16 protein-coding genes are annotated in these 24,873 nt (G+C 54.3%); 14 read left to right on the top strand and 2 right to left on the bottom strand.

Going from position 1 to position 24,873, the window contains the following annotated elements; all coding sequences use genetic code 11:
* The first annotated feature begins 15 nt into the window (after nt 1–15).
* The 11 genes from AC0LWT_RS10635 (at nt 16) to AC0LWT_RS10585 (ending at nt 14,838) form a co-directional block, all read left to right on the top strand.
* On the top strand, nt 16–3,768 hold the full coding sequence (locus AC0LWT_RS10635; RefSeq protein ID WP_474681213.1) for an SDR family NAD(P)-dependent oxidoreductase: 3,753 nt from the start codon (nt 16–18) through the stop codon (nt 3,766–3,768).
* The gene (locus AC0LWT_RS10630) at nt 3,761–5,992 is read left to right on the top strand and encodes a type I polyketide synthase (RefSeq protein WP_474681212.1); all 2,232 of its coding nucleotides are present in this window, start codon (nt 3,761–3,763) and stop codon (nt 5,990–5,992) included. Before AC0LWT_RS10635 ends, AC0LWT_RS10630 begins: the two co-directional genes overlap by 8 nt.
* Before the next feature lie 9 nt (nt 5,993–6,001).
* Nucleotides 6,002–7,009, top strand: coding sequence for an ABC transporter ATP-binding protein (locus AC0LWT_RS10625; RefSeq protein WP_474681211.1), 1,008 nt, complete (start codon nt 6,002–6,004; stop codon nt 7,007–7,009).
* Nucleotides 6,984–7,793 (top strand): ABC transporter permease, encoded by an 810-nt coding sequence (locus AC0LWT_RS10620; protein ID WP_474681210.1) that lies wholly within the window; start codon nt 6,984–6,986, stop codon nt 7,791–7,793. Before AC0LWT_RS10625 ends, AC0LWT_RS10620 begins: the two co-directional genes overlap by 26 nt.
* A gap of 5 nt (nt 7,794–7,798) precedes the next feature.
* Nucleotides 7,799–8,608 (top strand): ABC transporter permease, encoded by an 810-nt coding sequence (locus AC0LWT_RS10615; protein WP_474681209.1) that lies wholly within the window; start codon nt 7,799–7,801, stop codon nt 8,606–8,608.
* Nucleotides 8,609–8,896: 288 nt separating this feature from the next.
* Nucleotides 8,897–9,541, top strand: a complete 645-nt coding sequence (locus AC0LWT_RS10610) for a chromate transporter (RefSeq protein WP_474681208.1) — start codon at nt 8,897–8,899, stop codon at nt 9,539–9,541.
* Between the two features lie 15 nt (nt 9,542–9,556).
* A complete protein-coding gene (locus AC0LWT_RS10605) occupies nt 9,557–10,093 on the top strand; it encodes a chromate transporter (protein ID WP_474681207.1) in 537 nt (178 codons plus the stop codon).
* Nucleotides 10,094–10,118: 25 nt separating this feature from the next.
* Entirely contained in the window at nt 10,119–11,111 is a 993-nt protein-coding gene (locus AC0LWT_RS10600; RefSeq protein WP_474681206.1) for a formylglycine-generating enzyme family protein, read from the top strand.
* Nucleotides 11,112–11,183: 72 nt separating this feature from the next.
* Nucleotides 11,184–12,659, top strand: coding sequence for a sulfatase (locus tag AC0LWT_RS10595; protein WP_474681205.1), 1,476 nt, complete (start codon nt 11,184–11,186; stop codon nt 12,657–12,659).
* Nucleotides 12,660–12,744: 85 nt separating this feature from the next.
* Nucleotides 12,745–13,887, top strand: coding sequence for a glycerate kinase (locus tag AC0LWT_RS10590; protein ID WP_474681204.1), 1,143 nt, complete (start codon nt 12,745–12,747; stop codon nt 13,885–13,887).
* Nucleotides 13,888–14,118: 231 nt separating this feature from the next.
* Nucleotides 14,119–14,838 carry a DUF4386 domain-containing protein gene (locus tag AC0LWT_RS10585; protein WP_474681203.1) on the top strand — a complete coding sequence of 240 codons (720 nt, stop codon included), beginning with the start codon at nt 14,119–14,121 and terminating at the stop codon, nt 14,836–14,838.
* 8 nt (nt 14,839–14,846) lie between these two features.
* Here AC0LWT_RS10585 and AC0LWT_RS10580 read toward each other — a convergent pair whose 3' ends face one another.
* On the bottom strand, nt 14,847–15,431 hold the full coding sequence (locus AC0LWT_RS10580) for a Crp/Fnr family transcriptional regulator (RefSeq protein ID WP_474681202.1): 585 nt from the start codon (nt 15,429–15,431) through the stop codon (nt 14,847–14,849).
* A gap of 367 nt (nt 15,432–15,798) precedes the next feature.
* Between AC0LWT_RS10580 and AC0LWT_RS10575 the strand changes: the two genes are divergently transcribed.
* Together AC0LWT_RS10575 and AC0LWT_RS10570 are read left to right on the top strand one after the other, a co-directional pair.
* Nucleotides 15,799–17,262: a stalk domain-containing protein gene (locus tag AC0LWT_RS10575; protein ID WP_474681201.1), complete on the top strand. Its 1,464-nt coding sequence runs from the start codon at nt 15,799–15,801 to the stop codon at nt 17,260–17,262.
* Between the two features lie 154 nt (nt 17,263–17,416).
* Nucleotides 17,417–19,714 (top strand): helix-turn-helix domain-containing protein, encoded by a 2,298-nt coding sequence (locus tag AC0LWT_RS10570; RefSeq protein WP_474681200.1) that lies wholly within the window; start codon nt 17,417–17,419, stop codon nt 19,712–19,714.
* Nucleotides 19,715–20,566: 852 nt separating this feature from the next.
* On the opposite strand, the gene AC0LWT_RS10565 is transcribed toward AC0LWT_RS10570, so the two are convergent.
* Nucleotides 20,567–21,901, bottom strand: a complete 1,335-nt coding sequence (locus AC0LWT_RS10565; protein WP_474681199.1) for a hypothetical protein — start codon at nt 21,899–21,901, stop codon at nt 20,567–20,569.
* 317 nt (nt 21,902–22,218) lie between these two features.
* On the opposite strand from AC0LWT_RS10565, the gene AC0LWT_RS10560 reads away from it, so the two are divergent.
* Complete coding sequence (locus AC0LWT_RS10560) at nt 22,219–24,831, top strand: exo-rhamnogalacturonan lyase family protein (protein WP_474681198.1); 2,613 nt, start codon at nt 22,219–22,221, stop codon at nt 24,829–24,831.
* The last annotated feature ends 42 nt before the right edge of the window (nt 24,832–24,873 follow it).

Here is a 24,873-nt window from a genome sequence, read left to right as displayed (position 1 = left end):
GGAGGAGAGTCGGACATGGCCAAAAAATTGATCGATCTCATGAAGCTTAAGCCTGAATCGGAAGCCCGGACGGAGACCGGCAATGAAATTGCGGTCATCGGAATCGGTCTCGATTTTCCGCGGGCGGGCGATGCAAGAACGTTCTGGGAGCAGCTTGCGGGCGGCGTCGGAGCGACCGGCAATCTCCCGTATTCCCGCAGGATGGAAGCCGAGAGGTATGCGAGATTCAAGCAAATGGACAAAAGCGAATGGCAGTTCATCAAACAGGGCTATCTCCGCTTCATCGACCGTTTCGATTACCGCTTTTTCGGCCTGTCCCCGCGCGAGGCGGAGCTGATGGACCCGCATCAGCGCCTGTTCCTGCAGACGGCGTGGCACGCCTTCGAAGACGCGGGTTACGACGACAAGCGCCTGAAGGGCAGCCGGACCGGCGTGTTCGTCGGCTACGATCACGAAGCGTACAGTTATACAAGCCGGGTGTTGGAGGTCGCTCCGGCGGCCTACAAGGAAGCCCATGTCGGCAACCTGGTGTCGATGATCCCTGGCCGGGTCTCGTACCATTTTGATTTAAAAGGTCCCGGCATGATCGTGAACACGTCCTGCTCCTCGTCGCTCGTCGCCGTTCATGCCGCTGTGCGCTCGATTTTGCGCGGCGAATGCGAAATGGCGCTGGCGGGAGGCGTCCGGCTCGATATTTTGCCTGTCGATTTGACCGGGAAGGTCGGCATCGAATCGTCGTTGGGCCTAACAAGAACGTTCGACGATAAAGCCGACGGCACCGTGACCGGAGAAGGCGTATGCGCGGTTGTCCTCAAGCCGCTGCGCCAGGCGCTGGAGGATCGCGATCCGGTATACGCGGTCATCAAAGGGAGCGCCGTCAATCAGGACGGCCATTCCATCGGCTTGACCGCTCCGAACGTGCTCGCGCAGGAGGAAGTGCTGGTCGAGGCTTGGCGGGACGCGGGAGTCGATCCCGAAACGATCGCCTATCTGGAAGCGCACGGAACCGGCACTAAGCTGGGCGATCCGATCGAAATCGAGGCGATTGGCAAGGCGTTTGCCCGGTTTACGGGCAGAAAACAATTTTGCGCCATCGGCTCGGTCAAGCCCAATATCGGCCATCTGATCGGCGCCGCGGGCCTGGCCGGATTCGTGCGCGCCGTTTACGCGCTCTACCTTCGGAGGCTTCCGCCGACGCTGCATTTTACGCGGCCGAACCGGAGCATCGCCTTTCAGGAATCGCCTGTGTATGTCAACGACATTCTCAGAGAGTGGACGTCAGACGGCACGCCGCGCAGGTGCGGCGTCAGCTCGTTCGGCTTTAGCGGCACGAACTGCCATATCGTGCTGGAGGAAGCGCCGGAAAGTGTCCCAAGCCCGCTTTCGGCCCCAGCGCTGCAGACGCATGCGCTCGCGCTCTCGGCCAAGTCCCCTGCCGTCCTGCGGCAGCGGGCCGGGCAAATGGCGTCCTGGCTGTCTCAACCGCGGCCGGAAAAGCTTGGCGACATCTGCTTTACGGCGAATGCCGCGAGAAGCCATTTTACCTGCCGGCTCGTGGTCGCCGGCCGAAGCCGGCGGGAAATCGCCGATGCGCTGAACGCGCTGCAGGAGAGCGATTTTCAGACGATCGTTCCCGGCGCGGGCCTCGCTAGAGGCGCGGATCTGCCGGAGGACGCAGGCGTCATGCGCCGGTTGTGCGCCGCGTACGCGCGTGGAGAAGAAGCGGATTGGCGGGAGCTGTACGCGGAAGACGCGCACGAGCGCGTCCGCTTGCCGCTCTATCCGTTCGAGCCGCTGCGGTGCTGGATCGATGGCCCGCTTGCCGCTCCGCTTCCGTTCTGGGAGCCCGGATGGGAACAAGCGCCATCGGATGCGCAGGCGCGTCCGCCGGTCCGCAAGCGCTGTCTGGCCGTTCACGACGGCGGCGCGGCGGCCGCAAAGCTGACAGACGCGATCCGGGCGGGAGCGGACTCGTTAGTGGAAGTGCTGCCCGGATCGGAGTTCGGCAGGGAAAGCGCAAGTGTGTTCCGGCTCGATTTTGCCGCGCCCGCGCTTGCGCCCGATTACGGCGCCTTGTTCGCTGCGGTTGATCCGGGAGAGCTCGATCAAATCGTCTTTGTTCATGGGCTGGAGCCGCCTGATCCTCGACCTGCGGCAAACCGGCTGGAAGCGAGCGTCAATGAAGGCTTGTTTCATTTGATCGGCTTGTGCAAAGCTCTCGCCGGGCACCGCGGGCTGGGCCCCGAGCTCGTCGTTGTGACTGCGCACAGCTATGCGATCAGCGGGCGGGAGGGCGGTTTGCTTCCGGGCAACCGGCTGCTTCATACGCTCGGGACGACGCTTCCGCTGGAGTCGCCGAATTTGCGTATTCGGATCGTCGATACGGACGCGCTCACTTCGCCCGACGCCTTAGCCGGCGAACTCGCAGCCGCGGCGGAGGCGGATTCTCCGCAAATTGTCGCGCTGCGCGGAGGAGAGCGATACGTCCGGGTGTGCCGTATCGCCAAAGACGCTCCGTCCGGCGAGCTGCCGCTGCGGGCCGGGGGCACCTACGTCATTACCGGAGGCGGAGGCGGCATCGGCCAGGAGATCGCCCAATTTTTGGCTGATCAAAAGCCGCTTCATATCGCCGTCATCAGCCGGCTATCGGCGCCCGACGCGCAGACGCTGGATGATATCCGGGGCGCCGGCTCCACGGTCTCGGTCCATTATGCGGATGCCGGCTCGCGCGACGAACTGCAAGCGGCGCTTGCGGATATCCGCAGCGGCTTCGGTCCGATCCGCGGCGTCATTCACTGCGCGGGCGTCACCCCGCAGCAGGGCGCGCTGTTCGATAAACAGCGGGGTGTCATTCGCGCAGCGCTTGCGGCGAAGCTTTTCGGGACGATGCATTTGGACGAACTGACGCAGGAGGACCCGCTTGACTTTTTTATCTGCAGCTCCAGCATTTCGGCTTTGGTCGGATTGCCCGGCGAGATCGAATACAGCATGTCCAACGCGTTTCTGGACGCGTTTTGCGAGGAGCGGAATCTTCGTCTCGGAGGGACGAAATGCATCAATTGGCCGGCATGGAACGAAACGGGAATGGCCGTGCTTTCCGGCTCCGATCTGTCCGGCGGCGTGCTCGATTCGGTTTCGAGCGCCGAAGGGATGGAAGCTTTCGAGCGCTTTCTCCGCTCCGGCCTCAGCCGCGCTATCATCGGCAATCCGGCGAGAGGCGGCCAGCGGTTCGCTCTTCTCATCACCGGCAGGATCGGGATTGCCGATTATTACGACCGGCGCGAGGAAAGCCGGGAAAGCGCGGCGAGCGATTCTTTTGCTGCGACGGACGATAAGCCGCAAATTGTTTTGCACGGCCATGATGCGGGCTATACGCCTACCGAGCGGCAGATCGCGCAAATTTGGCAGGAGGTGCTCGGTTATTCCAGCTTCCATGTCGAGGATCAATTTTTCGATATCGGCGGCAACTCCATCATGATTATGAAAGTGCTGTCGCTGGTGGAAGGGCATTTTCCGGGTACCGTGCAATTGTCCGACCTGTTCGCTTTTCCGACGATTGCCAAGCTTGCCCGCCTGATCGACGAGAACCGTCGTCCTACCGGGAATGCGCGTTTGCAGGAGAACGCAGGAGGCGTGAACAGCGGAGATGGCGACGACGGCGAAGAACATATCGAGGAGCTGATCGACCGTTTGACCAGCGGGAAAGTGACCGTATCGAAGGCGATGTCCTACTTGACGGACGAAGGGACAGGTGAAGGAAATGGATAGTCCGCTCGAATATGTGCTGGAGCAAATTGCCGCCGGGAAAATCGACAAGCAGGTCGGCGTCCAACTCGTCAAGCGGCTGCGCGCGCGGGATGCGGACCGGCCCGCCCGGAGGAAGGAGGATGCGATCGCCGTGATCGGCATGTCCGTCCGCCTGCCGATGGCGGATCATTACGACGTTTTTTGGCGCCATTTGACGGAGGGGACGAGCTGCATTCGCGAGCTTCCCGCAGGCCGCAAAGCGCAGGCCGACCGTCTGACCGGCGGCGCTGTCCGCTACGCGCAAGCCGGTTATTTGAGCTCCATCGACGATTTCGATTATCCGTTCTTTCGATTGTCGCCCGGCGAAGCGAATTTGCTCGATCCGAACCAGCGCATTTTTTTGCAAACGGCTTGGGCGGCGCTGGAAGATGCGGGCTACGGCGGCAAAAAGCTGGCAGGCAGCCGGACCGGCGTGTTCATCGGCTACAACGCCTGGCCGACGTATGGCACGATATTGTCCAGGCTTCATCCCGACAAAATGGGGGTTGCGCTGCCAGGCAACATCGCGCCGATTATCGCCAGCCGTTTGAATCACCTCCTAGATTTGCAAGGTCCGAGCATGGCGATCGACACGACCTGCTCTTCGTCGCTGGTCGCCGTGCATACCGCTTGCCAAAGCCTGCTTAACGGAGAGTGCGATCAGGCGCTGGCCGGGGGCATCAAATTGAACATTTTGCCTGTCGACAAAGACTTCAGAATCGGCATCGAAACGAGTGGGGACGAAACCCGGACGTTCGACGACCGGGCGGACGGCACGTTATGGGGCGAGGGGGCGGCCGCCGTGCTGCTCAAGCCTTTAGCGCAGGCGGTGCGGGACCGCGACCATGTCTATGCGGTCATTAAAGGCAGCGCGCTCAATCATGACGGCAGCTCGATCGGGCTGACCGCGCCGAACGCGCTCGCGCAGGAGAAGCTGCTCGTCGACGCCTGGGAGCGGGCGGGCGTCAAGCCGGAAACGATTTCGTATATCGAGGCGCACGGCACCGGAACAAAGCTGGGCGATCCGATCGAAATCGACGGCATTACGCGGGCGTTTCGCAGGTATACGAGCCGCAAGCAGTTTTGCGGGATCGGCTCGGTCAAAAGCAGCATCGGCCACCTGGACGGCGCGTCGGGCATCGTCAGCCTGGTGAAGGCCGCCTTGTGCCTGACGAATAAAAAACTCCCGCCGTCGTTATATTTCACGCGTCCGAACCGCAACATCCGGTTCGAAGATTCGCCGCTGTTCGTCAATGACCGGCTGCGCGACTGGGAGGCGGACGGATCGCCGCGGCGCTGCGGCGTCAGCTCGTTCGGCTTTAGCGGAACGAACTGCCACGTGGTGCTGGAAGAGGCGCCGGCCGCGCCGGATTCGGCTGCGGAGACGGCCTCGGACGCACCGGCGCTTATGGTGTTATCCGCGCGCGAGCGGCAGGCGCTGACGGACTATATCCGGCAAGTCCGGAATTGGCTCGTTTCCCGGCCGGACATACCGCTTGCCGATCTTTGCTTTGCGGCCAATGCGGGGAGAGACGCTTACGAGTACCGCTTCGCGCTCGCCGCGGGCGGCAGGGCGGAGATGATCCGGATCATGGACGGCATTGCCGACGGCGCGAAGCCGCTGGAAACCGGCGCGGCCGACTATGCGTACGGCGACGGCGCAAACGGCTGGAGGGAGCCCGTCCCTCCGTCTCATGTCCGCGCGTTGACCGAGGAATGGACGCGCTCGGGCCGAACGGCGCTGCAAGTGCTCCGGCAGCTCGCCGCCGCCTTTGCCAGCGGCTCCGCGATACCGTGGAGCCGCTTCTATGAAGGGGAAACGAGGCGGCGGACGCCGTTTCCGACGTACCCGTTCCGCGCGTTTTCGTGCTGGATGGACATACCGGAGAGCTATTCCGATTCAGCCCGCCCCGCACAGAGCAAAGAGGCGGCAACCCATGCGGCGATCCATGCGGGGAGCCGCGAAGAGCTGGAGCGTCTGCTAACCGGCATTTGGAAAGAAGTGTTCAGCCTGGAGCAAATTTCTGTAACGGACGATTTTTATGAGCTTGGCGGCCATTCCATCGTTGCAGTCCATATGGAAGCTAAAATGAACGAAATCGGCATCATGGCCGATATGAACGTTTTTCAACAGTATCCGACTATCCAACTATTAGCTGCTCATTTGTCTGATGGCTATGCCGGCAGCATTCGACCGAAGGAGTGATAGATAACTATGCCGGCCATCCTCGTGAACGAGTTGTCCAAGGAATATACATATTATGAAAAAGAGACGGGCTTGCGCCATTCGTTGAAAAATTTATTGTCCCGCAAAAAGCTGATCCGCAAGTCGGTCCGCGGCATTTCATTTGAAGTCGGGGAAGGGGAGGTCGTCGGCCTCCTCGGACCGAACGGAGCGGGCAAAACGACGACGCTCAAAATGCTCTCCGGCATCCTTCACCCGACTTCAGGAACGGCGTCGGTGCTGGGATATACGCCATGGGAGCGGAAAAAAGCGTATAAAATGCAGTTTTCGATCGTCATGGGCCAAAAAAGCCAGCTGTGGTGGGATTTGCCGGCCAGCGAATCGCTGCTGCTGAATAAAAAGATTTATGAACTGAGCGACAAAACGTTTCAAAGCTCGCTCGATGAGCTGTCTGAGCTGCTCGACGTGAAGGATTTGCTGAACGTCCAGGTGCGCAGGCTGTCGCTCGGCGAAAGGATGAAGATCGAGCTGATCGCATCGCTCATTCACCGGCCCAGAATCATGTTTCTCGATGAGCCGACCATCGGCCTCGATTTGATTTCGCAAAAAAATATTCGCGCTTTCATCAAATATTACAGCCAGCAAACGAAGACGACGATTTTGCTAACGAGCCACTACATGAACGATATCGAGGATTTGTGCAAACGGTCGATTATTATTAATCACGGCGCTATCGCGTACGACGGGGAGCTGGGTAAAATAAACCGGCTGATCGGGGAACGCAAGCGGATTCGCCTACAATTCGCGGAACCGGTTTACGCGCATTCGCTGAGCCGTTACGGCGAGGTGATCGAGGCGGAAGATTATCATGTCGTTCTGGAAGTAGCCAAGGACGAGATGAGGACGATAACGAAAACGATATTGGATCTGCTGCCTGTCGTCGATTTCACGATCGAGGATTTATCGATCGAAGACGGGCTGGCCGAAATTTACAAGAAGGATCGTGATAGCCTTGAAATCAGCGGGCAAGTACACTAAAAGCTTTGCTCTCGGCGTTCAAAACGCGATGGAATACCGCACCGATTTTTGGCTCAGTCTTGTCAGCGGCGTCTTTCCGCTCATGATCCAGCTATTCATGTGGAACGCGATTTTCACCGGTTCTTCGTCCGGGACGGTGTACGGTTATACGTATGACCAGATGATCGGCTATACGATTATGGCTGTAGCGGTCGGTAAGTTCGTATCGGCGGGGTTCGAATACGAAATCGCGAACGATATCAAAAGCGGCGGACTGAACAAATTCATCGTTCAGCCGATCAGCTACTTCTGGTACCGCATTTTTTGCTTTTACGGCAGCAAAACGGTTCAGCTTGCCGCTTTCGCCCTCATTGTCGCCGTTTTGCTGCTCGGCTTTGCCATGTTCGGGAATTTGCCGTTTAGCGGAGGCAAGCTCGCGCTGTTCGTGCCGTCCATATTGATGGCGGTTGTGCTCAACGGCATGATTTTTTATTTGCTCAGCCTTCTTGCCTTTTGGATGACTGAGGTTTGGGCCGTATTTATCGGCTTCCAGCTGATGTCGAATATTTTGAGCGGAGGCGTGTTTCCGCTGGATGTGTTCGGCGCAACCGCGGGCCGCATCTTTGCATGGCTGCCGTTTCAGTATACGATCTATTTTCCGATCAACATTTGGAACGGAAAGCTGGGGACGGCCGAAATCGCGGCGGGTCTCGCGGTGCAGGCGGCCTGGGCGGTCGCTGCGACGCTTTTGGCGAACGGCATTTGGCGCTTCGGCTTAAAAAAATATGTGGCGATCGGAGGTTAGCGATCATGACGTTCATTCGCGAAGCCGGCAAATACTTGCAGATCTACGGGCTATTTATTAAAAATTGCCTGATCGCTCAAATGGAGTACCGCCTCAATTTCGTCATCGGCATCGCTCAGGAATGCGCTTTTACGCTTGCGAAGCTGCTTTATGTGCTCCTGGTCTATCAGGTCGGGGTTAACATCAACGGGTTATCGCCCGATCAGGTGATGCTGTTTATTGGAACCTACATGATTATGACGGGCATTTATGTCATGTTTTTCATGGAAAATTTTTATCAGTTATCGGAGCATGTGCGAAGCGGCACGCTGGACATGTATTTGACCAAGCCCGTTTCCTTGCAGTTCATGGCGACGCTGCGGCGGATTAATTTCTCGTTCCCGATTCCGAACTTTGCGGCGGGCATTACGATGGTCGTCGTCGCCTGGCGCCGGCTTGAATTGGACGCGAGCGCGGCGATCATCGCCAAGTATGCGCTGTTTATCGCATGCGGGACGATTTTGATGTACGCGTTGTTTTTGCTGCCGCAGCTGCTCGCTTTTTTTATTATCAAAACGCAATCGGTGATCGAAATTTCCGATAAGCTGTGGGACTTCAACAATATGCCGATGGGCATTTACAGCAAATGGATTCAGCGGATCGGCACTTTTGTGCTCCCGATTTTCGTGATTACGAATTTTCCGGCCATGGCCGCGCTGCAAAAAATGGACGCCGGCGGCGCAGTCTGGGCCGTACTCGTTCCGTTTTTGGTTTTCATATTGACGCGGACGGTATGGAAATTTTGCTTGAGGCATTACAGCAGCGCGAGCAGCTAAAGCTTTTGACGGAACGATGTGCGAATTTTAGAGCCGGGGAGAAGCGGGGGGTATTAAGGACCGTTTCTTCGCGGCTTTTTGTTCGATAGGGGAAAATTAAAGACTATATTCCAAAATGACAAAAACATATAAATGTTATGGGGATTGAATGAATTGATAGGAGCTGAATTGCACTTATTTCATCTCTCTATTTGCGGTTTTAATAGAGTCTCCGAAAAAGATAATTCCAAAATGGAATAAAGTAAGCTATAATGAGAAAGGAGAGAATAAAAGACTAGGAGGACATTCATGATGAATGCGGCTCTGATCAAACAGCTTGGGCACATTTTCTGGACTTTTCTCAAAATTGGGCCTGCCACATTCGGCGGGGGTTATGCGATGATTCCGGTTATCGAGAGGGAAGTGGTGGGCAAACGGCAGTGGGTTTCCGAGAGCGAGATGTCCGACGTGCTGTCAATCGCGGGTTCCGCTCCGGGAGGCATCGGCGTCAACGCTTCGGCTTTTATCGGCTACAGGCTTGCCGGAATTCCGGGGGCGATAGCGGCGGTAACGGGCATAACCCTGCCTACTTTTCTTATCGCGTTCGCGCTTAGCCTCGTTTATGCGCAGATCGAGCATAACCCCAAAATTGCGGCGGCTTTGGAAGGAATCCATTTCGCCATTGTCGGCTTAATCGTCGTCGCCGCTTTTAAATTGGGAAAATCCGCCGTGTTCGACAAAATGACGTTTGCCGCCATGATCTGCACTGTCGTGCTGTTTCTGACGACTTCGATTCATCCCTTATTCGTGATCGGATTCGGTTTATTCATCGGCATCATTATTGTTAAAACGAAGGAAAAATTGGGGCTAGAGGTAAGACTGCAAAAAGAAGAACCGCTCGATTCCCCGTCAAGATTTACATATGCCGATTATTTTATCGCCGAAGGGATTTAAGGAGCGGATGTCTGTATGCTATGGAGTTTGTTTATAACTTTTTTTAAAATCGGTTTTATGTCGTTCGGCGGCGGCTATGCGATGATTCCGGTCATTCAACTGGAAGTTTCGTCACACCATTGGCTGAGCGAAAAGGAGTTTGCCGATGCCGTGGCATTAGCCGGAATGGCGCCGGGCCCTATCGCAACGAACACAGCAACGCTGATCGGCTACAAAACGGCCGGCATAGCGGGCGCGATCATTTCTACGGCAGGAATCGTGCTTCCTTCCCTTATTTTGATGATTCTCATCACCGCCTTTTTTTATAAAATTCATCGCAACAAATGGGTCAGGTCTTCATTTTACGGCTTGCGTCCGATCATTACGGGCTTGATTGTTTTTGCCGCCATTCATTTTGGCTTTTCCGGGCTGAATTCGGGTCTCGTAACATGGAAAACTTTTTTTGGCGTTCTGATTGCGGGCGGTGTTATTATAGGAGTCATGAAATATAAAATGCACCCGATTGCGGTTATTTTACTGTCCGGGCTGCTGGGAATCGCATTCTTTCAATGACCTTTAGGAAAGTGAGAGGTTTCTTATGACGGATTCAATCAATAAGCCATCCTGCTGCTCCGCTTCCAGAAGCGAGGCCGCCATCTCGTTCGTCCCGTTCGGCAGCTCCAAAGCGGCGGAAGACAATCGGACTGCCGGAGCTGCCGACGCATCGCTTCCCGCCAAACAGGATATGATTTATTTGCCGGGCGGGGAGTTTTTGATGGGGACCGATGACCGGGAAGGATTTCCGTCCGATGGCGAAGGACCTGTCCGCGCAGTGACGGTGGGGCCCTTTTATATCGATCCTTGCACCGTGACCAATCAGGAATTTAAGCGCTTTACGGATGCTACGGGGTATGTGACGGAGGCCGAAAAGTTCGGCTGGTCGTTTGTTTTTCATCTATTTGTTTCCGAAGAAACGGCGAAGAAGGTCGTCAATTCCGTTCCGCAGACGCCCTGGTGGCTGCCGGTTGACGGCGCTTACTGGTTCCGCCCGGAAGGGCCGGATTCGGGCATCGAAGAACGGATGGACCACCCGGTCACTCACGTTTCCTGGAACGACGCCCAGGCTTACTGCCGGTGGGCGGGCAAACGCTTGCCGACGGAAGCGGAGTGGGAGTATGCCGCCAGGGGCGGGCTGGTTCAAAAACGATACCCTTGGGGCGATGAGCTCAAACCGAACGGCAAACATATGTGCAATATTTGGCAGGGCAAATTTCCCGTGAAAAACAATGCAAGCGACGGATATGCAGGAACCGCGCCGGTTCGCACCTATGAGCCTAACGGCTTCGGGTTGTATCAAGTATCCGGAAACGTATGGGAATGGTGTTCCGATTGGTTCAGTCCTGCCTACCATTTGAACGGGCCACGGGTCAATCCGGCCGGTCCTTCCCGGGGACAAAGCCGGGTGATGCGGGGAGGCTCCTATTTGTGCCATAAATCGTATTGCAACCGCTACCGGTTGGCTGCCCGCAGCCAAAATACGCCGGACAGCTCGACAGGCAATATGGGGTTCCGCTGTGCGGCCGACGCTTAAGGGACGATTGATGCAGCGCAGGCATCCCGGCGAGTTTCCGCAAGAAAGCAAGAGAAGGGGGAAATCACTGCTATGAAAGCAATCGTTATTTTGCTCGATACTTTGAATCGCCATATGCTGGACATCTATAACCGGCAAAGTTGGGTCAAGACTCCGAACATCGCCAGGCTGTCGGAGAAGTGCGCAGTATTCGACAATCACTGGTCCGGATCGCTGCCCTGCATGCCGGCGCGCAGAGACATGATGACGGGCAGGCTCGCTTTTTTGGAAAAAGGCTGGGGAGGAATCGAACCGTTTGACGTAACATTGCCGGAAACGCTGCGGAGCAAGGGCGTATTCTCGCACATGGTAACGGATCACTATCACTATTTTAAAACCGGAGGGGAAAACTACTGCCAGGCTTTCGACAGTTGGGATTTCCATCGCGGTCAGGAAGCCGACCCGTGGATTTCCCGAATAAAGTCTCCGCAGCCGCCTGCGGAGCATTACGGCAGATGGGATGCGCAGTATGAAAAAAATCGCGCCGCCTTCAAGCGGGAAGAAGACTTTCCCGGACCGCGGACGGTGCAAGCCGCCTGTGACTGGCTTGAGGACATCGGCGATGAGGACCGGTTCTTTTTGATGGTGGAGGCCTTCGACCCGCACGAGCCGTTCGATTGTCCGCAGCATTATTTGGACATGTATGCCGATGACTATGACGGGCCGCGGTTCGACTGGCCGAAGTATGCGCAGGCGGAGGAGCCGCCCGAAGCTATGGAACATTTGCGCAAGCGGTATGCCGCTAACTTGACGATGATCGACCAGTGGCTCGGCAAGCTGCTGGATGTGATGGACCGGAAAAGCTTATGGGACGATACGCTGGTCATCCTGACGACAGATCACGGCTTTTTGCTCGGCGAGCACAATTGGACCGGAAAAAATATTATGCATGTGTACAACGAAATCGCCCACCTTCCCTTGATGATTCATCTGCCCGGGGGCGCTGCGAAGAATACCCGAATTTCGGCTCTTACGCAAAATATCGATTTGATGCCGACCTTGCTCGATTATTTCGGCGTGGAGATCCCGTCTACAGTCAGAGGGCATTCCCTGCTCGGGCTTATTCGGGGGACGGAGCGGCGAATTCGCGACTTTGCCTTGTATGGAATGTTTGGCATGACCGTAAATATTACGGATGGAGCATACACCTATATGCGCGCGCCGGTTCGAAGCGATAACCACCCTTGTTACACGTATACCGCCATGCCGACCGCTTTTCGGAAATTTCTGGGCCCGCACAATCCCGCAAGCATTCGGACCGGCGCCTTTTTGCCGTATACGGATTATCCGGTTTACCGCATTCCGTTCAGCGAGGAAGGAGTGCCGTTTCAGATGGCCCGGCATGGGCAGGAATCTTTGTTGTTTCATATTGAATCGGATTATGGACAATTGGACCCCATACAGGATGAGGAGCTTAAAAAACGGTATTCGGAGCATTTGGTAAAAGCTATGGAAGACGTGCAATCGCCTGAAGAGCAGTATTTGAGATTGGGATTAAAAGACAAGTAACGGCCCATTATGATGGCGTTTTCATTGGTCAGTCTGGTTCGGATTCACGGAAAAGCGGATATATATCGTTGTTTGGAGTGATTTCATGAAAATTGTGGTTGCGCCGGATTCTTATAAAGGTTGTTTGAGCGCTATCGAAGTCGCTGCCTGTATGAAGGAAGGCATCTTGGAAGCGATGCCTGACGCCGAGGTGTTCACCGTCCCGATCGCCGACGGCGGGGAAGGAACGGTGCGCGCTCTCGTCAACGCGTCGGGCGGTTCCCTGCACCAAACGGAAGTGGCCGGACCGCTGGGAGACCCGGTGATGGCGGAGTTCGGCATTTTGGGCGACGGGCAGACGGCTGTCATCGAAATGGCGTCGGCATCGGGGCTGACGCTTGTGCCCAAGCACCGCTTGAACCCGCTGGCCGCGACGACGTACGGCACCGGACAGCTGATCCAAGCCGCACTCGACAAGCAGTGCCGCAAAATGATTATCGCCATCGGCGGCAGCGCGACGAATGACGGGGGCGCCGGCATGGCTCAAGCTCTCGGCGTCCGCTTCCTCGACGCCCAAGATTGCGAGATTTCGCCCGGCGGCGGTGAGTTGAGCAGCATCAAACGCATCGACGTTTCCGGCATCGATCCGCGCACTCGGGACTGCGAATTCATTGTCGCCAGCGATGTGACCAATCCGTTGTGCGGCCCGCAGGGGGCTTCGGCCGTCTTCGGGCCGCAGAAGGGGGCGACCCCGGAGATGGTTCGAACGCTGGATCAGGGCTTATCGCATCTGGGCTCCTTGATTCTGGAACAGCTCGGCAAAGACGTCGCGGATGTGCCGGGCGCGGGCGCAGCGGGTGGCATGGGCGCCGGTTTGATGGCGTTCCTGTCCGCGAGAATGGCCCGCGGAATCGACATCGTGCTGGAAGCGATCGGGTTTGAGAAATGGGTGGAGCGGGCCGATCTTGTCATCACGGGCGAAGGACGCACCGACGGGCAGACCGCGTACGGAAAAACGGCTTCCGGAGTGGCGAAAGCGGCCAAAAAATACAATAAGCCGGTCATCTGCGTATCCGGGGGCGTCACTGGGGACGTCAAGCCGCTCTACGATCTCGGACTGGACGTCATTATCGGCACGGCGCAAAATCCGATGCCGCTTGAAGAAGCGATGCGCGAGGCGCCCGCTCTGATCAGGCATGCGGTCGCCTCCGTAATGAAGACCTTGGCGATTCCGGCGAAGTATTGGTAAATCGCCCAAGAAGCCGGCCGCTGCACCCGGTGCCCGGCAAATCGCCGCCCTCCGGCATTGACGGAGTCATAACCACCGGTTTAGCCGGGCATCAATGCTGCGGTTCTTTAATCTCTTTTTCCAGCGAATTTTTACCGGATCATTATAATTGCTTTCTTGACTTAAGTTAATGACCAGTCGTAAACCTCCTCATATAATGAAAATCGACAATTCTATATAGGGGGTTATTTTATGGCTAACTCGGTCAAAGAACTATCGTATCAGCGGAAATCCGCTTTAACTGCCGGCATTTCACTTGTCATCATGGCGCTTGCCTCTTTTTTTTCCTATGGGTTTGTTCATGGAAGCCTTGTGGTACAAGGCAATCCGGCGGCTACATGTAACAACATCGTGTCATCCAATAACCTTTTCAAAGCAGAAATTCTGGGTTGGGTCATCATTATGATTGCTGACATTGTGGTCGCCTGGGCTTTCCATGTGTTTCTACAGCCATTTAATAAAAGTCTTTCATTGCTCGGAGCATGGCTCCGTCTTATTTATGCGGCTATATTGGGAATGGCCATACTGAACTTGATATTTGTGCTGCTTCTCTCAAGACATACAAGCTATTTATCCTCATTTAATATCGAACAACTTCAAGCGCTTATGATGCTTTTTCTCGATGCATTTGAATCTATTTGGTCGATTGGTTTGATCGTTTTCGGCTGGCATTTAATGATTGTGGGCTATCTGGCTTTCAAATCAGGCATCATTCCTAAAGTGATCGGCATTTTATTAGTTCTTGCTTCAATAGGCTATATTGTCGTTCACCTAAGCAAAACGTTTCTAGCACAATATGATGGGTTAATTTCAACCCTTAATCTTGTATTTAGCGTGCCAATGATTGCAGGAGAACTGGGCTTTGGGATATGGCTGCTGTTCAGAAGAGGAAAACTTCCCAAAAGCGCATAATAATTCCCCTAAAAATCGCCTGTATGAATTCGCTTCTTGATTCTACTTAATGATTCCGGGGTAATACCGAGATAACTCGCCAATTGATGTTGGGGTACGCGATCGACTAGATGAGGCCTTTTTCGCAATAACGCTTTGTAACGTTCTTCAGGTGTAGATGCGATAAATGAAGCCAATTCATTTTGTACCTCACCCAGGTTTTCCTCTACCATCTTGCGTGTCATCGTTTCCAATTGCGAGTATTTGTTAAACATGGCATTTTCGGCATCAAGATCGCCAACAACCAATACACAGTCTTCCAGACAAGTTAATGAGTACGAGGATGACTTATCTTGTTTATGATGATTGAAAATCGACACCGCTTGCTCTTCTGTGTAAAAATTGGATGTGACCTCTTTTCCCGTTTCATCTATCGAGTACTGCCTTACACATCCTTTCAATACAAAATAACATTGAGTGGGGACATCTCCTTGTCTAAGGAGCATTGTCCCTTTTTTGTATTCTTGGACTCGTATCTCATCAACGATCATCTGTTGTTCTTCTTCGTTCAGTGTTGTAAATCTGGCTAAATACTTCAAAAGTATGCTTTTCATTTTGCTTTCCTTTCGGCTCTTAATGAAACGGTTCGGTTAAATCATGTTATGTAGTTTCAACTTACCATACTATAGTATGTATGTTAAAGATCATAAAATTCTTTCCCGCTCAAATTGCTGAAGAAGTTTGTCTGATTAATCGCACAAATCCCTAAAAAATCAGCTTTTTTTCCACATATCGGCACAATTTTTGCTGTTTCAGCAGGTATTTTGCGTTATAATGTTTAAAACATAGTAAAATTTACCCACTTCATAGTTTTAAGCAGAGGCCTATTAATTCTAAAGGAGCACATGCGCTTGACACTTTCAAAATGATCTTTGAAAGTTTTGGACATATATTTACTTTAGATGAAGGAAGGTTTTGTGAATGAAAACATTTTTTCAGCGCACTATCATGATGACAATGTCGATTACGCTGATGTTCGCGTCGTCATTGCCGGTTTTTGCCGATGAGCAGACCAAAAAGACGGAACAAAACATGGACATCGGGATTTTAATTAACGGCAGTATGCTGGTTCCCCTTCGCGATATTACGGATGCTTTGAATGCCAAGTTGACTTGGAACGGAGAGCAGCAGTCCATTACTCTGAACAGAGCAGGGTCTTCCGTGTTTATGAAAATCAACGATCCTGTTGTCCAAGTCAACGGCCAACCAAAAACCTTGGAAGTTTCGCCGCGAATAGAGGATGATCGAACTTTTGTGCCCTTGCGTTTAATCAGCGAGGCATTTGGCGCTAAAGTGGATTGGAACGGGGAAAAGCAGTACGCGACCGTTCAAACCGCCGATAAGACGCTGAACATTATGGGGTATCCTTATTTCGAATGGGAAGGCAATCATTTTGTTTATTCAGGTGACCTGGTGAATGGACTTCCACAGGGGCAGGGTACTGCCGTAAAAGGCACGTCCATCTACAACGATGTATGGTATGAGGGGCCTTGGAACCAAGGAAAGCCAGTAAATTTGCTTTCGGACGAATATAAAATCTATGTCAATGGAAACTATCTAAAATCCGACTATCCCCCGATCGTTCGCAACGATGTCATTTACATACCGCTGTGGGCGCTTCTCGGCAACTTGAAAATGTCCGCCAAACCAATTGGCGACGTTCTGCGAATCAATCACCCGAACCGGATTGTGTTGATAGGCTCCAACAGCAATCTGATAACCTATTTCGGAAGCGGTATGGAGTTGCATGAAGGCCGCATGGACTATCCGATTATTTCAGAGGAGTCCGTGCTTTATGTGCCGATTCCATTTTTGTCCGAGTATTTGGACATCCAAGTTGCATGGGGAAAAGGTCATCGGATCGATCTTACAGCCGGAGACCTTACCAAGAATGCATCTTGGGGAGTTGACGGCAAAATCAACACGGCAGCCGAGAAGTTGCAGACTGAAATTGCCGCAGAGAACTTATGGAAGAAATACGCCGACTCGCTATGGAGCAGCAGCACCCTGTCCTATCCCGGCGAAGAGAAATTCAATCAATATGAAAAATTATCTCTTATCAGCTACAGCGGATTAACCGCAACTTTAAGCAACGGAAGTAAAACGATCAAATTTAGTTTTTCTTCACTAGACGCCCTAACCTCGGGCTTTTACATCGAAGACCCTTTGGCCAAATTTGACTGGTCCAGCGATATAAAAGACGTGATCAGGCGGAAAAAGGTGCGCATCGGCATGACGCAGGAGCAAGTTCTTATGTCCTGGGGAAAACCGGACAACGTCAATGTATACGGAAAAATGGAACAATGGGTGTACCGTTACGGCACAAGTTTCGGCGCTCAGTATTTATATTTTACCGACAATGTGCTCGATTCCATTCAAAGCTAATTGAGAAAAAAACAAGAACCTGCCTGTCAAGGCAGGTTTATTTACATTTGCCGGAATCGGCCGCATTCGAATCTTATGCACAACATTTTGCGCTGTGTGGTATGATGTGAATATCGAAAAATATATAATAATAAATAGATCAGGGGGGACAATCGTGCTTAAAAGTAAGCGCTTCCGAAATAATTGGATTTTGATTTTGATCATTTCCAGTATTCCCGGACTTATTATCGGTGGCCTGATTTATTGGCTGGCAGGTGACCGCCTTGATAACGAACTGCTTCAGATGCACAATAAACAGATTCAGCAAAGAGCCGCCAACATCAGCGAGCAGTTCGCCCATGTGGAAACTTCGGTCGTACATTGGGCCTTCGACCCCAATTTCAACTACTCGCTGTCCAATATAAGCTTGTCGCGCGATTTTGAAATTGCCCGCGATATTACGAAAGCGCTGTCGATTATGCATGGCTCCAACACGCTGGCCAAACAAACGGAGCTTTACTTGGAAGGCCCGTCTCCCGTGCGGTTTAATCCGGAATACGAGGCGTTGACGGATGCTGCGCAGATCGCCAAGTACAGGCAGCTGCTTGCGAATAGCGACAAAGTGTTCTGGTTGCGGCAGCCGCAGTCGGAGCCGGCGGATGAAGATTTATTTACGCTGGCGATCAAAATTCCCGAAACTGCGCCGAGTCCGTACGGGATCATGCTGGCCCGCCTCGATAGCTCGATGATCGCTGCCATGCTCCAGACGTTGACCCCTTATGACGAGGGAAGCACGTTTCTGCTGCAAGAAAATGGCGAGCAAATGTTTTCCATTGCGGGAAAAGAGCCGTCGGCGCAGCTTGATGAAGCGCTGAGACAGCAAATTGTCGCCGGCAAGGCGAAATCCGGCTCCTTCCTGTTCGACTGGAACCACACGACGTATACCGTCTCTTTCGGCACGATGTCGCGCATCAACACCGAATGGACGTACGTCTCCGCCTCGCCGATCAGCGCCATTACCAAACCGGTCGTCTTCATATCCCAGCTCATTTTGACTTTAAGCGTCGCGATGCTGCTGCTGGCATCCGTGTTATCCTGGCTCGCTTCGAAACGGATATATTCTCCGATCGCGCAGCTAGTCAGCCTGCTGACGGGGACGACGGCTCCGTCCGTGCTGGGAAAAGAGCACAATGACGATTTCAAGCTCATTGAGAAAGAATGGCTGCATTTGACCCGGGAAAGCAGGACGCTGCAAACGAAGCTGGAGCAGCAGCTTCCGCATCTTAAGGAAGGCTTCCTGCTGCAGCTCGTTCAAGGGTACCTTTATTCGTATTCCGAACAGGCGCTTTTGGAAAGAATGCGTAATTTCGGCTGGACGGTAGACCGCCGGCAATATGCCGTATTGTACATCCATTTGAGCGGTTTCAAAAATTTGGAAGGACGCTTTTCACCGGGGGATGAAGGGCTGATCACCTTCGCTGCCGCCAACATTACGATGGAGCTTGCCTCGAACCGTTTCGAGCAAGCGGAAGTCATCAACTTTCACGATTTATCCGTCGGTCTTATTATTTTCGTTCCGGAAGAAGCGGAGCAGCGGGAAGCGGTCAGAACGTTCGGGCAGGAGCTGATGCAGGCGATTCATCATGTGCTCCAAATGTACGTGTCGATCGCGCTCGGAAGCCCGGCTTTATCAATCGTTCATGTGCCTTCCCGATTCGAGGAAGCGATGCAGGCTTCCGGCAGCCGCCGTTTTGAGAACCGGAATCTGCTGATCGATCTGGAATCGCCGGACGATAACGACCAGAAGCCGGACGAGATTCATTATCCGTTTGCGCTCGAAAGAGAAATTATTCATGCGCTTCGGACAGGTCAAGCCGCAGAAGCGAACCAGTTGATCCGGGCGTTCCTGGAGGAGCTGACCGAACGCGGCGCCAAAACGATTGATATCCGCCAAGGAGCGCTCCAGTTGCTTGGCAGCATTTTACACGCTGTTCGGCTCGCGGGTTTGAATCCAAACCGTATTTTCAACTCGTCCAATTTGTACGAACAGCTGATGCAAACCGGGGATCCGCAAAAGATGCGCGCGTGGTTCAGTGACAAAGTTGTCAGCCCGTATATCATAGAACTGGAATCGCGTTCCGACGCCCAGGTGAAAAAGACGGTAGAAACGGCGATGATTTATTTGCAAAACAATTTCATGAAAGATATATCGCTGGACAGCTGCGCCGATTACGCCGGAACGAACACGGTCGCTTTAAGCAAAGCGTTCAAGCAGGTTACCGGCAAAAACTTCATCGACTACTTGACTGAACTGCGCATTGAAAAAGCGAAGGAGCTTTTGCGGGACACGGATATGAAAATCAACGACATCGCCGAAAAATCCGGGTATCAGCCGAGCTACTTTAACCGGATCTTCAAAAAGCAGCAGGGCGCTACGCCCAGCCAATATCGGGAATTTCACCGCAACGCGTGAAAACAATGCCGCAACCGCCGCCTGTAACGGCGGTTTTTTTGGTTTGGGGCCCGGCCGGGATGCGGCTCGGCGGCCGGCGCAGCCGTTTGCGAAGCGGCCCGGCAGCTCGCCGGTCGGCAAAGCCTGCAAAAGTGCAGGCTTTTTCGCCGGATGCGGGCCGTTTTGAGGAAAAGCCTGCGATTGTGCAGGCTTTTAGCCGGATGCGGGCTGTTTTGAGGAAAAGCCTGCGATTGTGCAGGCTTTTCCTCTGAAACGGGGCTGAGCCCCGCTTTTTCGTGGCAAAGCCTGCACATTTGCAGGAATTTTTCGCTGCGGGCGTTTCAACGGGCAAAAAGATGTATTTTTGCAGGTTTTTCGCACGAGCGCTGCCCAGCCCCGTCTGCGCGTAGCGGAGCCGCATGGCACCGGCCGCCCCGCCGGCACAGCCGTTTGCGAAGCGGCCCGGCAGCTCGCCGGTCGGAAAAAGCCTGCAAAAGTCAGGCTGTTGAGAAAGTCTAACGGGTTTCCTCTCAGATCAATTTTTATGTGGGGGCACTCATCTTGAAGAGAAAAAATTGATTTAAAACGATCTGAGAGGGGGATTTGGCTCATGCTTTTGGTGCTTTTTTTGAGCATCCAGGAAAAAAGGGGGTTTCTCAACAGCCTGAAAAGTGCAGGCTTTTTCGCCGGATGAAGGGGCTGAGTCCCGCTTTTTCGCGGCAAAAGCCTGCCTTGCAGGAATTTCCGCTGAAAAGGGGCTGAGCCCCGTTTTTTCCTGGCAAAGCCTGCGATTGTGCAGGCTTTTCCTCAGACTAAGGGGCTGAACCCTTTCGGGCCAGCCCCTTTTCTCCAAAGCTTATTTGCCGCTGCTGCTCAATCGCTTGTAAATTTCACTAAAAGGACGTCATAATTGCCGTTGGAGCTATTCGCCTGGTACGAGCCCGTAACTATATAACCGCCGTCATTGGTCGTTGCCACACGCTTGCCGATTTCGCCTGTATTGCCAAAATCATAGGTATTCGACCATAACGCATTTCCCGAGTTGTTGATTTTCATCAGCACCAGATCTTCTTTCCCCACTTGCGGGGACGTTAGCCCGGTCACTACGTAATTGCCGTCCTTGGCCAATTTGACATCATTGGCAAAATCGCCACCCGTCGAATGGAACTGGTTCGTCCACAACTTGGCCCCCGAAGTACCGACCTTGGTTACAAATATGTTATACCCCTGAGAACTGTTCGGTGTACCGTAGTTGTTGATGGTCCCTGCAGCCACGTAGCCGCTGCTGCTTGCGGCAACCCCGTTTAGATAGGCATTCTTGTCAAGGGTGGACTCGAATACCGCTCCTCCTGAGCCGTTTACTTTGGCCATCAGCCCATACATCGCTTGTTCCGTCCCGCCTGGAATGGTTTGCAAGATGGTTTTATATCCGACTGCCACATAGCCGCCGTCCGGCGTTGTGCCTACGCCGTAAAAGCGATCCTCCAGATTATCCTGACCATATGTCCGGCTCCATTGAACATTGCCGCTGGCATCCACTTTAAGCATGTAAGCGTCGTTCGTATTCAGGCTGCCACTCTTGGCGCCGACAATGATGTAGCCGCCGTCATGCCCGATTTCCATCGCTTCAGCCTCTTCTTGGCCTGGGCCGCCATATACTTTGGCCCATTGTATCGCTCCATTGGCATCTGTCTTGGCCAAATAGATGTCTTTAGAACCGCTTGCATTGCTTGTCCCGGCGATGACATACCCGCCGTCGCTCGTCTGCCGAACCTCGACGCCCGTTTCTACCGCGGTTCCGCCCAGCGTATATGCCCACTGAAGCGTCAGGGAAGCGTCCGTCTTGGCAAATAGGATATCCTCGTTTCCGTTAACTGTGGTAGAGCCTGCGAACACATAGCCGCCATCGCTCGTCTGCACGACGGATTCGCCGAAATCGCGCTGCGAGAAGTTGAATGTAGTGGCGGCCTGGAGTTGAGGAGGAAGAAGGCTTGCTGCTTGCTGGAGTGCGGAAAGCGAATTCTTTCCATTAGTGTTTTGGTCGAGTAAATTAGTGACCTTGACCTCTACGTTTTTGACGATTTCCTGGCTTGCGGCTTTCGTAAGAACATCAGCTGCCGGAAGGCTGGATTCGTCGGCAAAAGCAACTTGGGAAGACAACAACAGCGCTGCAGCCAAAGAAGTAAGTACAGGAATTGATTTTTTCATAATTAACCTCCATTTTCCTTATTTAATTGTAATTCGATATCTTCAATATTTTAACATATTTTACTAGATTTAAAGATAGGAATAAACTCCTAAATGTTAACAATTTTTGACTTTTCTACTTTTTTTGGTTACAAACGTCCCCTGCACTCGTGCCCAACACTTTGTTCCCTCCCCTGCAAAAAAGTCTTAATTCCGAAAAAAAGATAAACCGCTGCCCGGGCGGGGTTTAAAAAAGTACAATTGCAGGAAATTCCGACCGTTCATAAGCTGGAATGGAGAACCGCGCATATGCAGTTCGGAAGGGGTTGTTGCTGGAAATGGAACAACAGATGAAGGGAATCCGCATCAATTGGCTGGAAGAAGCTCCTGCGACTGCTGCGGGCGTGACGTGGGGAGTACCTTGGCGCGCAGGCGAATTGGATCGCTCCCAAGCCGGTTCGTTCACGCTGACCGATGCGTCGGGCGGTTCGGTCGCCCTGCAAAGCTGGCCTACGGCTTATTGGCCGGACGGCAGTGTAAAGTGGACGGCGCATGCCGCTTCTTTCGATAAACCTGCGAGCGAAGGCTACACGCTGCAAGCAGCCGATGATCCTGACGCCGCAGCGAGTTCGGCAGCCGGCGTGAAAATCCGGCAGTCGGCCGACGAGCTGACGGTGGATACCGGCGTAATCCGATGTACCATGGCGAAGCGGGGCAAAGCGCTCATCCGGTCGCTGTACTACGGGGACCAACAGGTCGGCGCGGAAGGCTCGCTTGTCAGTATGCGTGAAGAGCGCCGCGAACTTCCCGGCGACGGACGCCTTTTAAAAGAACAATATTTGGACGGCGAGATCACGGCCCTCCATGTGGAGCACGAAGGGCATGCAAGGGTCGTCGTATTGGCGGAAGGGGTGCATGTGTCGAGGGACGGCGAGCGTTCCTGGATTCCTTTCCGGCTGCGCCTTTATTTTTACGCCAATCACGCTTCGATACGGATCGTCCATACAGCTTTGTTTGACGTCGATCCGCAGGAAGATTACGTGAAAGGGCTCGGGATCTCGTTCGGCCTGCCGCTGACGGCTCCCCTGTATAACAGATACGTCCGGTTTGCGGGCGACACCGGCTTTTTCAGCGAATCGCCAAAGCATTTGTCGACCTGGCGAACGAAGGACGCCTATATGGATAAGTTTTGGCGCCAGCAAGCCGGCGAAGCGATTGAATTCGACGATGGGCGCGATGCGGCATTCCTGGCGCTGCTGGATGCTTCCGCCGCTTGGGACAGCTACAGGTTGACGCAGCTTTCCGCCGACTCTTACACGGTCGTCAAGCAGACAAGCGCGGCATGCAGCCCGGTGAAAGCCGTCAGCGGCCATCGTGCGCGCGGGCTCGCATATGCCGGGGACGCTCACGGCGGGCTTGCGGCAGGGCTGCGCAACTTTTGGCAGAAGCATCCTTCGTCTCTGGAAGTGACGGGGATGACGACGGACGAAGCCAGGCTGACGCTCTGGTTCTGGTCGCCGGACGGCGCGGCGATGGATATGCGCCATTACGATACGGCCGCCTATGTGGAGGCCGCTTATGAAGGAGCGGAAGAGCTGCGCAGCACGCCGCACGGCATCGCCAACACGAGCGAGCTCATGCTGTGGTGCTGCGAACGGACCCCCGATGCGGCTGACCTGGCGTCCATGACGCGGCACTTGCAAGCTCCGCCGCAGCTCGTCTGCGAGCCCGCGCGTTATCACGATACGCACGCGTTCGGGACATGGAGCCTGCCTGACCGCGGCACGCCGGCCAAAGCCTGGATCGAAGACCAACTGGACGCCTGGGTCGGCTTTTACAAACAAGAGGTCGAGCAGCGGCGCTGGTACGGTTTTTGGGATTACGGCGATTTCATGCACACCTATGATGCCGCGCGTCATAACTGGCGGTACGATGTAGGCGGTTTTGCCTGGCAAAATACCGAGCTTGTGCCGAATATGTGGCTGTGGCTTTCGTTTTTGCGGTCGGGACGGGCGGATTTGTTCCGGATGGCGGAAGCGATGACGCGTCATACAAGCGAAGTGGACGTGTACCATTTTGGGGAATATGCCGGGCTGGGTTCCCGTCATAACGTCGTCCACTGGGGCTGCGGCTGCAAGGAAGCGCGCATCGCGATGGCGGGTCTGCACCGGTACTATTATTTCCTGACTGCGGATGAACGCGTCGGAGATATTTTGGCGGAAGTGGCCGACGCCGATTTTGCCGCCGTTCGCCTCGATCCGATGCGCGCCTATTTCCCGCCCGACGAGCACCCGGCCCATATCAGGAGCGGGCCGGACTGGGCGGCCTTCAGCTCGAATTGGATGTCACAGTGGGAGCGCTTCGAGAATGTGAAGTACCGTGACAAAATCCTTCAAGGGATCAAGGATTTGAAGGCAGCGCCGTTCCGGCTCTTATCGGGCACGACTTTCGGGTACGATCCCGCGACCGGCGTTCTCACCCATATCGGCGACGGCAACTACGCCTATCATATGGCCGTCTCCTTCGGCGCGCCGCAAGTGTGGATGGAGCTTTCGCAGCTGCTCTCCGATCCCGATTGGGATGACATGCTGGCCGAGTTCGGAGCGTTCTACTACCTTGAACCCGAGGAAAAGCTGGCCCGCACGAACGGGGCCATCCATCCGAACCGGTTCAGCTGGCCGATGTTCGCCGCAGCTATGGCGGCGTATGCGGCCAACCGGCATAACAGCCCGGAGCTGGCTGCGGAGACGTGGCGCATCATGCTGGAAAACCGCCAGCCCGGGGGCAGCGAAGATGCCGCACACATCTGTCAGGTGCCGGTGCTGGAATATGTCCGTCCGATTCAAGAGCTGCCGCACATCACGACCAACGTCGTTTCGCAGTGGTCGCTCAACGCGATTATGTGCCTGGAACTGATCGGCGACGCTCTGCCGGCAGAGCTGAACGCTTGAATGTTAGGCATTACGTGCAGCCATACTTTTTTTCCGGGTTTG

The organism is Paenibacillus sp. sgz302164, assembly GCF_056120505.1.
This window is presented reverse-complemented; position numbering and strand designations above follow the sequence as displayed.